General features: G+C 70.8%; 15 protein-coding genes and 1 pseudogene. 4 read left to right on the forward strand and 12 right to left on the reverse strand.

Annotation, left to right across the window (positions count from 1 at the left end):
• The first annotated feature begins 20 nt into the window (after positions 1 to 20).
• Positions 21 to 2,942 (forward strand): LuxR C-terminal-related transcriptional regulator, encoded by a 2,922-nt coding sequence (locus tag ACH5AF_RS13535; RefSeq protein ID WP_398901766.1) that lies wholly within the window; start codon positions 21 to 23, stop codon positions 2,940 to 2,942.
• Between the two features lie 428 nt (positions 2,943 to 3,370).
• Here the strand turns inward: ACH5AF_RS13535 and ACH5AF_RS13540 are convergent, their stop codons facing one another.
• Together ACH5AF_RS13540 and ACH5AF_RS13545 are read right to left on the reverse strand one after the other, a co-directional pair.
• Complete coding sequence (locus ACH5AF_RS13540) at positions 3,371 to 3,946, reverse strand: cysteine dioxygenase (RefSeq protein WP_398901768.1); 576 nt, start codon at positions 3,944 to 3,946, stop codon at positions 3,371 to 3,373.
• A gap of 112 nt (positions 3,947 to 4,058) precedes the next feature.
• Entirely contained in the window at positions 4,059 to 4,964 is a 906-nt protein-coding gene (locus ACH5AF_RS13545; protein WP_398901769.1) for a LysR family transcriptional regulator, read from the reverse strand.
• Positions 4,965 to 5,102: 138 nt separating this feature from the next.
• On the opposite strand from ACH5AF_RS13545, the gene ACH5AF_RS13550 reads away from it, so the two are divergent.
• On the forward strand, positions 5,103 to 5,228 hold the full coding sequence (locus tag ACH5AF_RS13550) for a hypothetical protein (RefSeq protein ID WP_398901770.1): 126 nt from the start codon (positions 5,103 to 5,105) through the stop codon (positions 5,226 to 5,228).
• Between the two features lie 461 nt (positions 5,229 to 5,689).
• Here the strand turns inward: ACH5AF_RS13550 and ACH5AF_RS13555 are convergent, their stop codons facing one another.
• The 3 genes from ACH5AF_RS13555 to ACH5AF_RS13565 all read right to left on the reverse strand — a co-directional run bounded on the left by ACH5AF_RS13555 (position 5,690) and on the right by ACH5AF_RS13565 (position 7,659).
• A complete protein-coding gene (locus ACH5AF_RS13555) occupies positions 5,690 to 6,334 on the reverse strand; it encodes a hypothetical protein (RefSeq protein WP_398901771.1) in 645 nt (214 codons plus the stop codon).
• 128 nt (positions 6,335 to 6,462) lie between these two features.
• A complete protein-coding gene (locus tag ACH5AF_RS13560; protein ID WP_398901772.1) occupies positions 6,463 to 6,909 on the reverse strand; it encodes a DUF3995 domain-containing protein in 447 nt (148 codons plus the stop codon).
• Between the two features lie 135 nt (positions 6,910 to 7,044).
• Positions 7,045 to 7,659 carry a DUF2867 domain-containing protein gene (locus ACH5AF_RS13565; protein WP_398901773.1) on the reverse strand — a complete coding sequence of 205 codons (615 nt, stop codon included), beginning with the start codon at positions 7,657 to 7,659 and terminating at the stop codon, positions 7,045 to 7,047.
• Between the two features lie 126 nt (positions 7,660 to 7,785).
• Between ACH5AF_RS13565 and ACH5AF_RS13570 the strand changes: the two genes are divergently transcribed.
• A complete protein-coding gene (locus tag ACH5AF_RS13570; RefSeq protein WP_398901774.1) occupies positions 7,786 to 8,349 on the forward strand; it encodes a TetR/AcrR family transcriptional regulator in 564 nt (187 codons plus the stop codon).
• 113 nt (positions 8,350 to 8,462) lie between these two features.
• On the opposite strand, the gene ACH5AF_RS13575 is transcribed toward ACH5AF_RS13570, so the two are convergent.
• The 6 genes from ACH5AF_RS13575 to ACH5AF_RS13600 form a co-directional block, all read right to left on the reverse strand.
• Positions 8,463 to 8,813: a hypothetical protein gene (locus ACH5AF_RS13575; protein WP_398901775.1), complete on the reverse strand. Its 351-nt coding sequence runs from the start codon at positions 8,811 to 8,813 to the stop codon at positions 8,463 to 8,465.
• 39 nt (positions 8,814 to 8,852) lie between these two features.
• Positions 8,853 to 9,404: a GTP-binding protein gene (locus tag ACH5AF_RS13580; protein ID WP_398901776.1), complete on the reverse strand. Its 552-nt coding sequence runs from the start codon at positions 9,402 to 9,404 to the stop codon at positions 8,853 to 8,855.
• Positions 9,405 to 9,429: 25 nt separating this feature from the next.
• Positions 9,430 to 9,795 (reverse strand): DUF742 domain-containing protein, encoded by a 366-nt coding sequence (locus ACH5AF_RS13585; RefSeq protein WP_398901777.1) that lies wholly within the window; start codon positions 9,793 to 9,795, stop codon positions 9,430 to 9,432.
• Positions 9,795 to 10,199 carry a roadblock/LC7 domain-containing protein gene (locus ACH5AF_RS13590; protein WP_398901778.1) on the reverse strand — a complete coding sequence of 135 codons (405 nt, stop codon included), beginning with the start codon at positions 10,197 to 10,199 and terminating at the stop codon, positions 9,795 to 9,797. Before ACH5AF_RS13590 ends, ACH5AF_RS13585 begins: the two co-directional genes overlap by 1 nt.
• On the reverse strand, positions 10,196 to 12,541 hold the full coding sequence (locus ACH5AF_RS13595; RefSeq protein WP_398901779.1) for a nitrate- and nitrite sensing domain-containing protein: 2,346 nt from the start codon (positions 12,539 to 12,541) through the stop codon (positions 10,196 to 10,198). Before ACH5AF_RS13595 ends, ACH5AF_RS13590 begins: the two co-directional genes overlap by 4 nt.
• Before the next feature lie 322 nt (positions 12,542 to 12,863).
• Positions 12,864 to 13,259, reverse strand: coding sequence for a hypothetical protein (locus ACH5AF_RS13600; RefSeq protein WP_398901780.1), 396 nt, complete (start codon positions 13,257 to 13,259; stop codon positions 12,864 to 12,866).
• A gap of 66 nt (positions 13,260 to 13,325) precedes the next feature.
• Between ACH5AF_RS13600 and ACH5AF_RS13605 the strand changes: the two genes are divergently transcribed.
• Positions 13,326 to 13,814: a DUF6924 domain-containing protein gene (locus ACH5AF_RS13605; RefSeq protein ID WP_398901781.1), complete on the forward strand. Its 489-nt coding sequence runs from the start codon at positions 13,326 to 13,328 to the stop codon at positions 13,812 to 13,814.
• A 435-nt stretch (positions 13,815 to 14,249) separates the two neighbouring features.
• On the opposite strand, the pseudogene ACH5AF_RS13610 reads toward ACH5AF_RS13605, so the two are convergent.
• Positions 14,250 to 14,734, reverse strand: a pseudogene (locus ACH5AF_RS13610) (ATP-binding protein).
• Between the last annotated feature and the right edge of the window lie 29 nt (positions 14,735 to 14,763).

The following is a 14,763-nucleotide window of genomic DNA, read 5'->3' on the forward strand; positions in this document are numbered from 1 at the left end:
CCTCCTAGGAGAGTGATTCGGTGGACACTCTGAGTGACCTCGCGGCGGACCTCTGGCTGACCCGTGTGCTCACCCACGGCGGCGAGGAGGCCGGCCGCACCCGCGAGTCGGCTCTGTTGCTGGTCGAGGGCGCGGCCGGCACAGGCAAGTCGCGGCTGGCGCGGCGACTCATCGAGGCCGCGCGGGCACACACGGACACCGAGGCCGCCCGGCCGCACACCGTCACCGTGACCTTCTCCTCCTTCGGTGTGTCCGTGACCGACTTCGGTGTGTCCGTGACCGAGTCCTTCGGCGTGCCCCCGACCGAGCAGCACGGCCGCCCCACCCCGCCCACACCGCGCACCCCTGCCGCGGCGTCGCGGCCCGCCCGTCCACCGGCGCGGGAGCCCGGCGCCGACCTGTCGGCCGCCCTGGCTCCTCTCCTCGCGGCCGGCAGCCGGGACACAGCCGGGGCCGCGCGGGCCGTCGGCGCCATCGGCGACCGGCCAGTCCTCCTCGTCGCCGAGGACCTCCATCTCGCCGACGACGCCTCGCTGGACCTGCTGCGCCGTCTCGTCGCGCAGCCGCCCCCCGGACTGGCCGTGGCCCTGACCTACCGTCCCGAGGAGCTGCGCGACCCCGGACTCGCCCTGGGGCGCGGCGCCTGCTACCCCGCCGCGCTCACCGTGCAGCGGATACGGCTCACGTCCCTCGACGTGGAGCAGGTACGCGAGCTCGTGGAGGAGGGGCTCGGCGCGGACTGCGGTCCCTCGGAGCTGTTCGCCCGGATACGGCAGCGTTCCGGCGGCAACCCCCAGGTCGTCACCGATCTGGTGCGGCTGCTGCGCGAGACCGGGGTACCGCGCGAGCGGTACTCGCTCAGGGACCTGGACAGCGCCGGTGTCCCGCCCCGTCTGGCTGACCTCGCCCTCGCCCGTACCACGGCGCTGGAGACGGGGATGCGCCGCGCCGCCTGGGCCGCGGCCGTGCTCGGCGACCCCGCCGAGGCCGAGGAGGTCACGGCGGTGGCGGGGCTCGCGGGCGAGGAGGGCATCAGCGCTCTCGTGGGCGCGCTGCGCGGAGCCGTACTGACCGAGGACGAACTCGGCAGGTACGGCTTCTTCGTACCGCTGGCCGCAGCGGCGGTGTACGACGAGGTCCCGGGCCCGGTCCGCCGCCGGATGCACCGCAGGGCGGCCGCCGTGCTCGCCCGCAGGCAGCCGGTGCCGTGGGGCGCGCTCGCCCGGCACCGGCGCCACGGCGGCGAGATCGGCGGCTGGCTGCGCTCGGTGGAGCGGGCCGCGCTGGAACGGGCGGCGGCGGGCGACCACCAGGCGGCGATCGACCTGCTGGAGGAGACGCTGTCGCTGCCCACGGTTCCGCCGCAGGCCCGTGCCCGTCTGGCGCCGCTGCTCGCGCACAGTGCGGTGCTGGGACTGCGTTCCGAGCAGACGGTGAGCGTGCTGCGGCAGATCGTCGACGATCAGACGCTGCCGCCCGCGGTCCGTGGCCAGATCCGCCTGGACCTGGGCCTGCTGCTGTGCAACCAGGCCGTGGCCGGGATGCAGGGCTGGCTGGAGCTCCAGCAGGCGGTGGAGGAGTTGCAGGAGCGGCCGGTGATGGCGGCCAGGGCGATGGCCGCGCTGGCGATGCCCCTGCTGTCGACGGTCCCGCTGGAACGGAACCTGTACTGGCTGGAGCGGGCCGAGAAGGCGGGCGCGGACAGCGGTGATGAGGAGGCACGCACAGCGGTGGCCGCCAACCGCGTCGGCACGCTGATGTACGTGGGCGACCCGTCCGCGTGGCAGGCGCTGGAGCTGCTGCCGAGGGACACCGACGACGCGGTGTACCAGCAGCATGTGGCCCGGGGGCTGTGCAACGCGGCGGACGGCGCGATGTGGCTCGGCCAGCTCTCCCCCGCCCGTGAACTGCTCGTGGAGGGCGTGGAGCTGGCGGCCCGCAGCGGCGCGGCGTATGTGGAGCAGGGGGCGGGCGGCACATCGCTGCTGCTCGACTGGGCCGCGGGCGCCTGGGGGGATCTCACCGCCCGCGCCCGGGCGTTCGTGGCCGAGTCGGACACGATGCCGGGCATGGCCCTCGACGGCCGCATCGTGCTGGGGCTGCTCGCGCTGTCGAAGGGCGAGTGGCAGCAGGCGACGGCGTGGCTGGCCGGCGAGGGCCCGCGCGCACCGGACGGGACGTCCGTGCCGCACATGGCGACCGCCTCCGGTGCCCTGATCCGTATGGCGCTGGTGCGCGACGACGTCGACACCGCCGTGGAGGAGGCGTCGATGGCGTGGGACCGGCTGCGGGACAAGGGAGTGTGGGTGTGGGGCGCGGAACTGGCGCCGTGGGCCGTGGAGGCGACACTGCGCGCGGGCCGGCGGGCCACGGCGCAGAGCATGGTCGCCGAGTACGCCGCGGGTCTCCAGGGCCGCCAGGCGCCCGCCTCGGACGCGGCATCGCAGTGGTGCCGTGCGCTGCTCGCCGAGGCCGACGGCGACCCGGGCGGGGCGGCGGAGCTGTTCCGGCAGGCGGCGCTCGTGTACGCGGGACTGCCGCGGCCGTACTCGGCGGTCCTGGCCACCGAGGGCGCCGCCCGCTGTCTGCTGGACGGGGGCAGGGCCACGGAGACTGCGGTCACCGAACTCACCACATGTGTCCAGCAGTTGACGGAGCTGGGGGCGGTGTGGGACGCCGCCCGCATCCGGGCGATGCTGCGCGCGCACCAGCCCGCGGACGGGCAGCGTCCCCGCGGCCGCCCCGCTTACGGGGACCAGCTGTCACCGCGCGAGCAGGAGGTCGCCGATCTGGCGGCGACCGGGCTGACGAACCGGGAGATCGCGGCGACGCTGCACCTGTCGCCGCGCACGGTGGAACAGCATGTGGCCCGGGCCCGCCGCAAGTTGGAGTCACAGTCACGGCAGACGCTGTCCCGGGCGCGTTCACAACGTGCCGAGTAAGGACGGCCGGGGCGTGGCGTGGTTTCTTTGCGTATCCGTAGATCGGCGGTACGGATGGCGGGCCGGAATCAGTGGCCGTAGCGTCCTGCCGGTGCCCGGGGCCACCGGGTGTCGAACGGCCGTGCCGACCCCCCACACCGACGGCGGCGCGGACGTACGGCCATGGGAGCCCGGCCCCCGGGCACGACGGCCGCCGCGCCGCCGCTGCTCGCACTCGGTCACGACGGGCCGAGGGGCGGTGCGGCGGGCCTTCGCGGTGAGGCGGGCGTCGGGGCGGTGCGGCGGGCCTTCGCGGTGAGGCGGGCGTCGGGGCGGTGCGGCGGGCCTTCGCGGTGAGACGGGCGTCGGGGCGGTGCGGCGGGCCTTCGCGGTGAGACGGGCCCTCGGGGCGGTGCGGACCGTGCGGGGGTGGCCCCTCGGCCGAGCGTTCACCGATCGGCCGGCAGGTCGTAGACGCGGCGGACGCTGGTGCCGAGACGGAAGATGTCGGCGCCGTAGGCATGCAGCGATATCGCGGTCCCCGGCCCCGCGTTCCGCACACGGTGGATGTCCCCGGGTGGCGCGAAACCGCAGAACTCGCCCTGCCGGGAGACCACATCGGCGGTGGCGACGAGCCGCGCCGCCGTATGCGGGCCGTCGGCGGGGACGAGCCGGTAGCGCCGTTCGTACTCCTCCCCCTGGTGCACTCCCGTGGTGCACCAGGACACGTGGTCGTGCACCGGGGTGCCCTGTCCCGGGAGCCAGACGAGGGCGACGAGCGAGAAGCTGCCGTCGTGTTCGGCGTGCAGAAGGTGCTGGCGGTAGCGCTCCGGATCGCTTGCGCACTGCTCCGGCGTGAGCAGGTCGTCCGCGCCGAGGTGCGGTGCGAGGCGCTCGCCGACGAGTTGGGCCGTCGGGTCGGGCGGCAGGCCGCGCCCGACCGCCTCGCGAACGCCGTCGATCAGCGAGTCGAGGCGGGCGGTGGTGCGGGCGGCGGTGAACGCGGTGGGAGGTGGTGTCGTCATACGGGCAGCGTCCGGGCGCACCCAATGTCACGTCCAACAACGATGTCCTGGGTTCTCCCAAGCAGCGCTTATGGACAAGGTGGTGGAGACGGCTCCTTCGTCCGTGCTGCGGTCAGCAGCCGACCTTGTTCGCGGCCACCGTCCGCAGTTCCTCCAGCACGCGCGCGGTGGCCGGAATGCGCAGGTGCTCCCGCAGCACATAGGCGAAGATCTTGCGGTGCGAGAAGGGCTGGAGAGGACGGCCGGCGACCTTCTCGTGGCGCATGAAGTTCAGGACGAGCGCGGGGGTCATCGCCACCCCGAGACCCTCGGCGACCAGGCTCTGCACGGCGAGGTTGTCGTCGGTCATGAAGGCGATGTCGGGTACGAAGCCGGCTTCGGCGCACTCGTGGAGCAGGTTGGCACGACAGCGCGGGCAGCCGGCGATCCAGCGCTCGCCGGCCAGATCGGCCAGTCGCACCATGCGTCGCCGCGCGAGGGGGTGGGGCCGTGGCAGCAGGACGGTCAACCGGTCCTCCAGGAGCGGCATCTCGACCAGCTCGCCGGGCACCTGCTCGCGCAGCCCGGGATAGCTGAAGGCGAGGGAGATGTCGCATTCACCGCGCGCCAGGCGGTGCAGCGACTCGGGCGGCTCGTTCTCCAGCAGGTCGACCCGGATACCGGGGTGGGAGGCGGTCAGCCGGGCGAGCGTCTCGGGCACAAGGGTGGAGTTGGCGCTGGGGAATGCGCACAGGCGGACCCGGCCGGAACGCAGCCGGGTCAGGGCGTTCATCTGCTCCTGCGCGGCCGCCATGGAGTCCAGGATGCTTCGCGCGTGCCGTGACAGCGCCTCTCCCGCCTCGGTGAGCCGCATGCGGCGCCCGACGCGTACGAACAGGGCGGAGCCGACGTCCCGTTCGAGGGCCTTCATCTGCTGGGTGACGGCGGGCTGGGTGTAGCCGAGGACACGGGCGGCGGCCGAATAGGAGCCGGTCCTGACGACTTCGTGGAAGGTCTTGATGTGCCGGGAATCGAACACCAGCGCATCATAGGCGGGGGCGCACCATAAGCGGGATTTGGGGTGGCGCTCGGGGTAGGCGGCGGGGCGGCCGGGACCGCCCCCGTGGGGCCCGTGCTCCCGTCCTGCGGCTTGCGGGCCACGGCCCCGTACAGGGAGATGACCGCGTCCTCGTTGACGACCGCGTCCCGCGACAACCCGAGCACGCGGACGTTCTACAAGTCGCTGGGGTTTGCGGAGTTCGATGGGAAGATCGTCTATCGGGTGGACACCGGTACGGCATGAGGGTGGGGCTGGGCGGCTGTGAAGGAAGAGCGCTGCGAGCGCCGCGGCTTTGTCATCGGGCTGGGCTGTGCGTGCCCGCCTGACGGGTCCGCGCCGAAGGCGCGCCTCACGAACCGTTCGAGGCGGGAGTGGCGGCGCTTCCCCGCGAACACGATCCTGGTCTCACCGACGCGGTACGCGCACCTGCCCGGTGCCTGTACCCACCTGACCGAGGAGTTGGTGACGGCCCCGCGCTGGGGCTGGATCCCCGAACCGCCGCCCGGGCTCTGGAACCGGTTGAGCAGCGGTTGCCCGGCGACCGCCACGGAGGGGAACACCGCGAGGCAGGCGGTACGTCGGTGCGAGGAGTGCCAGGCGACCTCGGGTCGGTAGGCGTCCAGTCACTGTGCGCTTCGCACCAGTCGCCAGTAGAGGGCCTGACCACAGCGCGGCCCAGACCTCCACCCGCACTGACCCCGTTGTCATCCACGCAGCTGGGTCGGTGCCCCCTGGGCAGGGAGTTCCGGCTCGTTCCACCCGTTCATGGGTGTGCCCGACGGGTAGCGGGCGCACTCGGAGTACGCGACGACGCCGAGACGGTCACGGGGGTACGCCTCGACCCAGACCGTGTCGTCAGTGCCAGGGGGCTGCGTACGCAGTTGGATCGCGTGATTGACGCTCTCGTATGTGGTGACTTTCCAGCCGTGCTCCGTCAGTTGCTCCCGTGCCCGTCGCAGCGCCGTCTGTGCCTGACCCCAAGAGACACCCTTCAGCGCCCACTCGCTGCTCACCTTGACCACACCGGGCATGCTCGGCGGGGTGTCGTTCAACTGCTTGGAGAAATGCTTCAGACCTCGGTAGTTGCAGCTGGAGCTGGCCTCCTGACCGCCTCCGGGCCAGTCGGGGTCCAGTTCGGCATCCGGCAGACCAAGCGCGTCGTAGAGGGACTGGGTGTGACCGTCCAGTCGCAGGGCTGTGGCAGAGGGATCCTCGACGGGATACGGATCGCCCTCCCAAAGCCGCTCGGCCCACTGGGCCAACCCCACCGCCACGGCCACCACCAATACCGCAGAGGACGCAACGAGGATCTTCCGGTGCGGTCCGAGGCGGTTGCGCCGCTGTGTCATGCGCAGCATCGTGCGTCAGACACCGCGCGGCCGGCATGAGTACCCGTACTCAGTATCACCTGCACGAGTCCTGCCCGAGCGCCGACCTCGTCCGTGTGCGGTGGGGTCAAGGGGCGTGGGGCCAGGCCTCATTCCGTGACAGGCGACAGCTCGCGAGCGCGCCGGGGCGCGGCCAGCCCGACGGTCACGGCGAGGAGGCCGAGCCCGATGCACAGCGGCGAGTACAGGGCGGAGTTCCACGTCTGGAACTCGCTGGTGGCGTCCGAGTTCATGAAGTAACCGCCCAGGCCGCGCAGGAACATGACGCCGGCCAGGACGTGGATGCCGAGGCGGCGCAACCGCTCTGGGCCGATACCGGGAATGTGCTCGCTGACCATGAGAGTGAGCACGGCACCGCCGATGAGCGCCGCGCCCACCAGCGCGGTGGGCACATCAGGCGGCATCTGGCCGCTGTCCTCGCCGACCAGGGTCCTGGCGAGCGTCTCCGCGTCCTGCAGGGGCCAGGGGGTGAATATCCAGACGACGTGGAGGCAGCCGATGGCCGCTAGGACGCTCGCCAACGTTGTGGGAACCACGGTCCTGACCATCTGTCTGCCTCGCTCCGCGACTTGGGATATTCGTTACGTATGCAGTAATGCCAAACCTTGTCCCGTATAAGAGACCGAAGATCAAACCGTTGCCCAGTCAGCCCCTGTCGGTGCCGGCAGCGATCACGGTTGAGGGCTGGCGCCCTCGGGGAGCAGAAGTGCGCGGTCCCGCCAGGCGCGCTCCCACTGGCGGGTCAGTGCCGGGTAGACGATCAGGTAGCGGAATGGCGCGATGAAGGCCATGTACAGCCGCCCGAACCGGCCGTTGGGCTTGACCATGACCGCCATCCGCAGTTCGTGGTCGCCGTCACCGGCCGGCACCCACCCCAGGTGCATGAGGGTGTGGACGGTCTTGTTCGCCAGTTCGCGGACGGACTCGTTGCCGAGCTCGTACACGGGGGTGAACGGGGTGCCGCCGGAGTCGGAGCCGTCCACGGTTTCGCGGAAATCGCGCGGCAGCCGGTCGCGCAGCGGTTGGACCCGCGACCCAAGGCCCGCCTTGCGTCTGTCCCATCCGAGCAGGGCACCGAGCTTCCAGCGCACCGCGAACAGGAACCGGACCGGAGGGGTCTGCTTGGCGAATCCGCCGCCCGCCCGCATCGCGGCGAGCATCACGGGGAAGTCGTCCGGCCCGGCGCCGGGGGTGCGGAAGGACCACACGTCCTCGATCTCGAAGTCGCGGGCGAACTCGTGGAGCCGCCACGGCTGATCGGTATGGGAGGTGCTGGGAAGTTTCATGGCCACCGCCGCCTTTCCGGCCTCGGGACGTCGCCGCCGCGCCCCGTTATACGCTTACGTATAGAACGAGGCTAGATCGAATATGCGGTTGCGTATATCCGGTGGACGGGTGAGGTGGAACACATCATGGGCGCTGCTCGCACACCGCCCGGCAGGTGGGTGGAGGAAGGTCTGCGGGCGCTGGCCGACAGTGGTCCGGACGCCGTCAGGGTCGAGGCGCTGGCGAAGCGGCTCGGCGTCACCAAGGGCGGGTTCTACGGGTACTTCCGCGACCGCGAAGCGCTGCTGGAGGCGATGCTGGACACCTGGGAGCGGGAGAGCACCGACGAGGTGATCGACCGGGTCGAGCGCGAGGGCGGCGACCCGAAGACCAAGGCCCAGCGTGCGGGCATGCTCACCTTCTCCGACGACCGGCTGCTCCCCATCGACCTCGCGGTCCGTGACTGGGCGCGGCGTGACGAGGCGGTCGCCGAGCGCCTGCGACGGGTGGACAACCGGCGTATGGCCCTGTTGCGCGAGATGATCGGCACCTTCTGCTCCGACCCCGACGAGGTCGAGGCCCGCAGCCTGATCGCCTTCTGCGTGGCGATCGGACACCACTCGCTCGCCGCCGACCATGACGGCCGCACCCGGGCCGAGGTTCTCGCCCGCGCCGGCGACCTGATCCTCGACCGCACCCGCGGCCGGTAGGGCACCCGGCCCGGGACTGGGGACGGCCACCGCCGACAACTGCGTGGAAGCCCCCCGGCCTTGGTGCGGGAGGTGATGGGCCGCTGGAACAACTCGACGTATTCCTCGGCACGTTACCGGTTGCCGACCGGCAGCGCGACGCGCTTGACCACCACACCGTGACGGTCACGTGCGATGGCCATCGGCACATTGCCGGAGGGATCGTCGACGGCGGGCCGCCCGTCGGTGGATTCGGCGACGGTGCACTGCCCGTCGGTGGATTCGGCGACGGTGCGCTGCCCGTCGGTGGATTCGGCGACGGTGCGCTGCCCGTCGGTGGTTCGGCGCCGGCACAGGCGCCGCCGAGGGCGAGGAACAGGGCGGCGGTGGCGGCGAGGGCGGTCACGCCCCGCCGGCGCCCACTGCCCCACCGGGCCGGGCCGGCGACACGCCGGCCCGGCCCGTGCCAGCGCTGACGCGTCCACGCGGACGCGTCCACGCCGATGTCGCGGCGGCTTCCTCCTTCAGACGGACGCGGAGGTCTTCGCGTTGGCGATGAGCGTGTCGAGGAGCGAGAGCAGGGCGCCTAGGGCGTCCTGACGGGAGCGGGCGTCGAGCAGGAGGATGGGCGTGTTCGGGTCACGCAGATGCAGCGCCGCCCCGATCTCCTCCGGCGTGTACAGCTGCTCGCCGTTGAAGCAGTTCGCGCCGACCACGAACGGAAGCCCGCGGTTCTCGAAGAAGTCGACTGCCGGGAAGCTGCGGTCCAGGCGCCGGGTGTCGACCAGCACGATCGCTCCGAGAGCCCCGTTCAGCAGGTCGTCCCACATGAACCAGAAGCGCTCCTGGCCCGGCGTACCGAACAGATAGAGGACGACGCCGGCGTCGGTGAGGGTGATACGGCCGAAGTCCATCGCGACGGTGGTCACCGTCTTGGACTCGATGCCGTCGAGGTCGTCCACGCCGACACCCGCGGCCGTCAGCCGCTCCTCCGTACGCAGCGGCTCGATCTCGGACACCGTCTCGACCAGCGTCGTCTTGCCGACGCCGAACCCCCCGGCGATCAGGACCTTCACGGGGGCCGCTTCCTGGGCAGGGGATTCATATCCGGGCAAGGCTGTCCCTGATTCTCATGAGCAGGTGGACATTGGTGGTCTCGGCCTCCGCCAGCGGCGGCCGGTGGTGGATCAGCCCGCGGTCCACGAGTTCGCCGAGCAGGACCGTCATCGGAGTGAGTCGTATGTGCATCCGGGCCGCGATCTCGGCGACCGCCCGCCCGTCCGGCGCCGGGCACATGGAGAGGATGGCCTGCCACTCCGTGGGCAGGCCACCGTGGGCGTCCGCGGCGACCGCCGCCGTGATCGTGGTGTCCATGGTCAGGACGGTGTGCGGAGCGGCTGTACGGCCATCGGTCAGTGCGTACAGCCGCGTCCGGCGGCGGCCTCCGTGCTGTGGATCGTCCGGCATTACGACGTGGACGCCTGGCTGCGCTCAGGTGTGCCCAGCCACTCGCCGAGCGCCTGCGCGGTCCGCACCGCCTCGCCGCCCAACTCCCCGAGCCGTGCCTTGCGGGAGGTAACGACGATGAGCGTGCTGCCCTCCCCGCACCCGACGATGCAGAGATACCTGTCGTCCATCTCGACCAGCTGGCGGATCACCCGGCCACCGTCGATCTCCCTGGATATCGCCTTCATCGTGGCCGCGATTCCGGAAGACGCCGCGGCTATGCGCTCCGCCTGTGGCCGGTCCAGCAGGTACGCGCTGAGCTTGATCCCGTCATTGGACAGGAGCACGGCTCCCTGGACACCGGCGATCCTGCTCAGATTGTTGTCCAGGATGCTGTAGATCATGTCGTTCGATGTCGTCGTCATGGCCGATCCTGTCGGAGCTCTTGTTCCACTGTCTGGGTTCCGTGTTCGTAGTCCGCCCATGCGTCGGCCACCTCTTCAGGTGTCGCCGTGTTCTGACCGACCACAGGTTCCGGTGCGCGTGGCTCGCGCAGTTGCTCGGCGATATGGGTCTGCGGGACACGCTCGGGCAGGGAGGGCCGCGAGTCGCCGTCCGACGCCACGGGCCGCACCGGGAGCGTGCTCTCCTGCGACCGCTCAAGCCTCCGACGGCTCGGCAGACCGGACCCCGAATGCAGAACCAGCTCGGGCTTGCGTTCATCGAAGCGGCGCGGCACGGGGACGGGCTCGGCGGGCACACGCTCGGCGGGAAGGGGCTGAGAGGGAACGGGCCGCACCGACTTGCTCGGCTGTTCCCGCTCGGTCGGCACGAGGAGCTCCTTGGGAATGATCACAATGGCCGACGTCCCGCCGTACACCGACCTGCGCAGCGTGACCGTGGCCTGGAGTTGCTCGGCGAGGTGGCCGACGACGAAGAGACCCAGCCGGTGTGCGTTCTCCGCCAGGACGGCGTACGGCGGGGCCGAGTGGAGCCGCCTGTTCATCTCGTCGTAGCTCGCGGGGGTCACTCGCGGACCGCGGTCCTCGATCTCGACCGACAGACCGTCGGCCACCAGGTCAGCCCGGATGACGACCTTCGACTTCGGCGGGGAGAATCGGGTGGCGTTGTCGAGCAGCTCCGCCAGGAGGTGGCTGATCTGGCTGATCACACGCGGTTCCACGCTGATCTCGTCCAGGGCCTGCCGCTCGATCCGACGGAAGTCCTCGACCTCCGCGGCGGCCTCGCGCAGCAGGTCGGCGACGCGCATGGGCTCGGTGTGCGGGTCGGGGATCTCGCCGCCCGCCAGGATGAGCAGGTTCTCGATCTGCCGCCGCATGCCCACCGTCAACTGGTCGGATCGCATCAACTGGGCGAGGAGCGCTTCGTCGTGGCCGAAGGTGTCCTGGAGGTCCTCGGTGAGGCTCAACTGGCGGCTGACCAGGTTTCCGGTGCGTGAGGCGATGCCCGCGGCGAACATGCCGAAGCCGTGTCGCTCGTCCGCGAGGGTCCTGTGCCCGTCGACGGACACGGCGACGACCCGGGCGAACGCGTCGCTGATACGTCCGACTTCGTCCCGGTCTCCGTGGACCGTGGGCAGCGTGTCGGCTGCGACGAACTGCCCCCGCTGCAGGCGGTCGACGACGTCCGGCAGCGTGTGCTCGGCAATGGTCACCGTGCGTTCGTGCAGACGGTGCAGGCGGCGCAGCACCGAGCGTGTGATGAACACGACGACGGCTCCGACAAGCAGCAGCGCGCCGCCGCTCGCCGTGATCAGCCAGGCGACCTCCGCCTCGAGCTCCGACGCCTTGGCGTCGGCCTGCGCGAGCAGCCCCCGCGCCCGGTTGGCGTTCAGCGTGTCCGACTGCGGCGCCCACTTCGCGCGCGCGGCCGGCCAGCCGCTGACGTCCCTCGGCAGCTTCACGCCGAATCGGGTGTCCGTGTGCTCGGACACGACCTCGTCCTCGATGCGGGTCTTGGTCTGCCACGCGTCCGAGTGGGCCATCTGCGCGTAGAGCTCGTTGTCCTCCGCAGGCAGGTACGGCACGATCCACATGTCGTACAGGTACCTGTGGGCGCCGATGGCGTTGACGATGTCGGCGAACCTGGAGGTGGTCAGCTCCCTGGACGGCCCGGCCTGCGCGAGGATCGTGTCCTGCTGCGCCATCATCTCGGAGGCCGAGAACATGGCGACGACCACGCGGCCTTCCTGAGTGAGCCCGCCGTCCTCCGTGTGGCTGAACTCGTCCTGGTAGAAGCGGACCATCTGGCTGATGACGCCGGTGTAGTAGGCGATCGTACTGTCGGCGCTGCCGCTGCGGGCGTCCGCGCGTTCGCGGTAGGCATCCAGGTCGTCGAGGCCTTCCCGCACCTCCTGGAGGCGACGGTCCGCCTCCTCGGATCGCGTCCCACCGGTGGACGACGACCGGCGGAACTCGGCGGCGGCCCGGTCCGTGGTGGCACGCCGCTTCCGCAGGTCCTCCTCGGGCACGGAGGAGCCCGCCCACAGCGCGGCAGTCATCGTCCGCTCGGCCTGCATCTCGACCATGAGCTCGTACAGGGGTACGCCGATCCGCTCACCGGCCACCACGTCGGCGCGCAGGTGCTGCGCATGGTCCCGCAACCCGTCTGCGGCAACGAGGGTTTGGGCACCCATCGCCACGGTGGGAACCACCGCCAGCCAGATGAGCAGCGTACGCAGACGCAGGGTACGGCGCCGACGAACCGTCGACCGGCCTGGTGACCCTTCGGGTTCTATGGGAGACATCAATCCTCGGGAGCGGGGAAGTGAGCGAAGGGCCCGTAACCGGGCCGGGCACAGCCCTGGGGAGGGGGCTGGGGGAACGGCCGGTCCGGCTTCGGGGACGTAGGGGTGCCGATCATAACCAGCCACACCGAGAAAAGAGAGCTTGCAGCACTGGCCAATTACATGGTATAGGCTCCGGGAGCGTTGCAGATCACAGGCTGCGTCGGACCAACCGGTGCACCCTCGAAGGGATCCGGCACCGCAGACCCCCTCACCTGACGGCCGGCCATTCCGGTTGGACGCACTTCGTGCACTACGCGACCGAAGTCCGAGCCCTGATGCTCTATCCGCACGAGGCCGGGCGTCTGTCGTCCCGGACGATGCGCAGCTTGTCCTTGGCCAACTTCAGCACCTGCCGCCCACCCGCGTCCCACAGGACGACGGTCCCGCCCGCATCGCCCACCTTGAGGTAGGGGCGCCAGGGAACGAACTCGCCACCCTCGACGGGTATCCCCGCAGCATTGCCGATGGGATGGGCGCACACCCATTCCGGGGCGATCCCGAAGTAGGCGACAGGAGTGCGGCCGCCCTTCGCCGCCGCCACCGCCTCAGTGCCGGCTCTTCCGGCGGACAGCATGCCGAGTTCCAGGGCACCCTCGAGCAGCAGCACGAGACTCACGACAGCGAGCACGACATTGCCGAACCAGCGGTCCTTCACGTACAGGTGCAGGTGCTTCATGTATGCCGGGCCGTGTCAGTGGTCCGTGAGAGAGTCGGCTCTCACCATGCACCACGGGAGTGACACATGACCGTACTGCGCAAGATCACCGGGCGAGACGAATTCGCTGCGCTGATCATCCGGACCGCATTCGGCGACGAGGCCGCGTGGCAGGCAGTGGTGGCGGATCTGGCTCAACCGTGGGGAGACGAGGGCGAGTACGAGGCCGACGTCCACCTCGTCGACGATCCCGCCTGGGCCGGTGCGACACCCAGCGACGTCGTCGCCGCGGTACGGGCCGACGAGGACCTGAGTGTGGTGTTCCTCGCGGACAGCGTCACGATGCAGTGCGCGCAGCGGGGGCTGTTGGCCCTCGCCGTGCATGACGAGGACGCGGATCTCGACCCGGTGCACGACCAGGAGCTGATCGGCGACCCGCCACCTCGGGAGTTTCGGACCGTTCCGGCAGGCGTCCACACCGTGCACGCGAACCTGTCGATCGCCAACATGGACTTCGAGGACTTCGCCGAGGCGGCGCTCACCGATCCGGACGGTGTCTTCCGGTCCTTCTCGTAGGACCGCGGGCCGCTGCGAAACGGTAGCGACGGTTTGCCAGTTGGGATGCGTGTAATGGGTGTGCGTTGGCCGTGCGTGAGCCGGACGACGAGCTCGATGCCGTTCTGCCGGCAACCCGGTGACCATCCATGTAAAGCGTCGTCAATTAGCTACTCATATGAGGCACGTATGCCTAGCACAGCCGGCCGTCCGGTTCCCGTTCCTCGCGGGCCGTAGTGCAGACGCGTTCGCCCGCGAGGAGCCACCCCTGTCAGGTCGGGGTTGCTTCTCCAGGTCCAGCCGGAATGACGGGCAGGTGTCCGGGTCGCCGTTCCTGTCTGCCCGAATGCGTTCGGCCCGGGGTTCTCGCACCTTCGTGAACACTGTGCCGTTCGAGGCCGCCTCCCGGCATCGCGCTCGCTGCCGAATCCCGGGACCGCCGGACCCGCACGCGAGTCATTCAGCGTGCCGGACATCAGGGGCCGGAGCCGGTTCGAGCGTTGCCCATACCGTCTTCCTCGCGGGCGGCTCCGCGCTGAAGTCGACGCCCCAGCGGGTCGCGAGCGCCTCCACGATGAGCAGTCCTCGCCCGCTCTCCCGGTTGTCCCGTCACCTGATGCGGGAGTGGCCGGCACAGGAGGCAGGCGCTCGGCGCGCACATCGGTCACCTCGACACGCAGGACGCCTTGGGTGTCCAGCAACAGGGTGAGCCTGAAGTCTCCGCCGGGTCCGCGCCCGTGCTGGACGGCGTTGGCGGCCAGCTCGGCCACGATGTGCTCGGCGGCCTCGGACGGCTGCCGCCAGTCGGCGAGCTGTCGCTCCGTCAGCCGCCGTGCGAGCCGGGCTCCGCGCCGGGTGGGCGACAGCAGCACGGTGAAGCGCCGGCCCTCGCGAGCGGACTCGGAAACGGAGGGGGAAGCTGGTGAAGACCGGGAAGGCATCTGTACGTTCACGTCACTCAGCGTGTGTG

Source organism: Streptomyces sp. NPDC018833, from assembly GCF_044390825.1.
Taxonomy (GTDB): Bacteria; Actinomycetota; Actinomycetes; order Streptomycetales; family Streptomycetaceae; genus Streptomyces.

Bases quoted from the DNA above. Each gene is read 5' to 3' on its own strand.
- ACH5AF_RS13540 (WP_398901768.1), bottom strand. From the start codon at position 3,946: ATGACGACACCACCTCCCACCGCGTTCACCGCCGCCCGCACCACCGCC.
- ACH5AF_RS13550 (WP_398901770.1), top strand. From the start codon at position 5,103: ATGACCGCGTCCTCGTTGACGACCGCGTCCCGCGACAACCCGAGCACG.
- ACH5AF_RS13555 (WP_398901771.1), bottom strand. From the start codon at position 6,334: ATGACACAGCGGCGCAACCGCCTCGGACCGCACCGGAAGATCCTCGTT.
- ACH5AF_RS13565 (WP_398901773.1), bottom strand. From the start codon at position 7,659: ATGAAACTTCCCAGCACCTCCCATACCGATCAGCCGTGGCGGCTCCAC.
- ACH5AF_RS13570 (WP_398901774.1), top strand. From the start codon at position 7,786: ATGGGCGCTGCTCGCACACCGCCCGGCAGGTGGGTGGAGGAAGGTCTG.
- ACH5AF_RS13585 (WP_398901777.1), bottom strand. From the start codon at position 9,795: ATGCCGGACGATCCACAGCACGGAGGCCGCCGCCGGACGCGGCTGTAC.
- ACH5AF_RS13590 (WP_398901778.1), bottom strand. From the start codon at position 10,199: ATGACGACGACATCGAACGACATGATCTACAGCATCCTGGACAACAAT.
- ACH5AF_RS13595 (WP_398901779.1), bottom strand. From the start codon at position 12,541: ATGTCTCCCATAGAACCCGAAGGGTCACCAGGCCGGTCGACGGTTCGT.
- ACH5AF_RS13600 (WP_398901780.1), bottom strand. From the start codon at position 13,259: ATGAAGCACCTGCACCTGTACGTGAAGGACCGCTGGTTCGGCAATGTC.
- ACH5AF_RS13605 (WP_398901781.1), top strand. From the start codon at position 13,326: ATGACCGTACTGCGCAAGATCACCGGGCGAGACGAATTCGCTGCGCTG.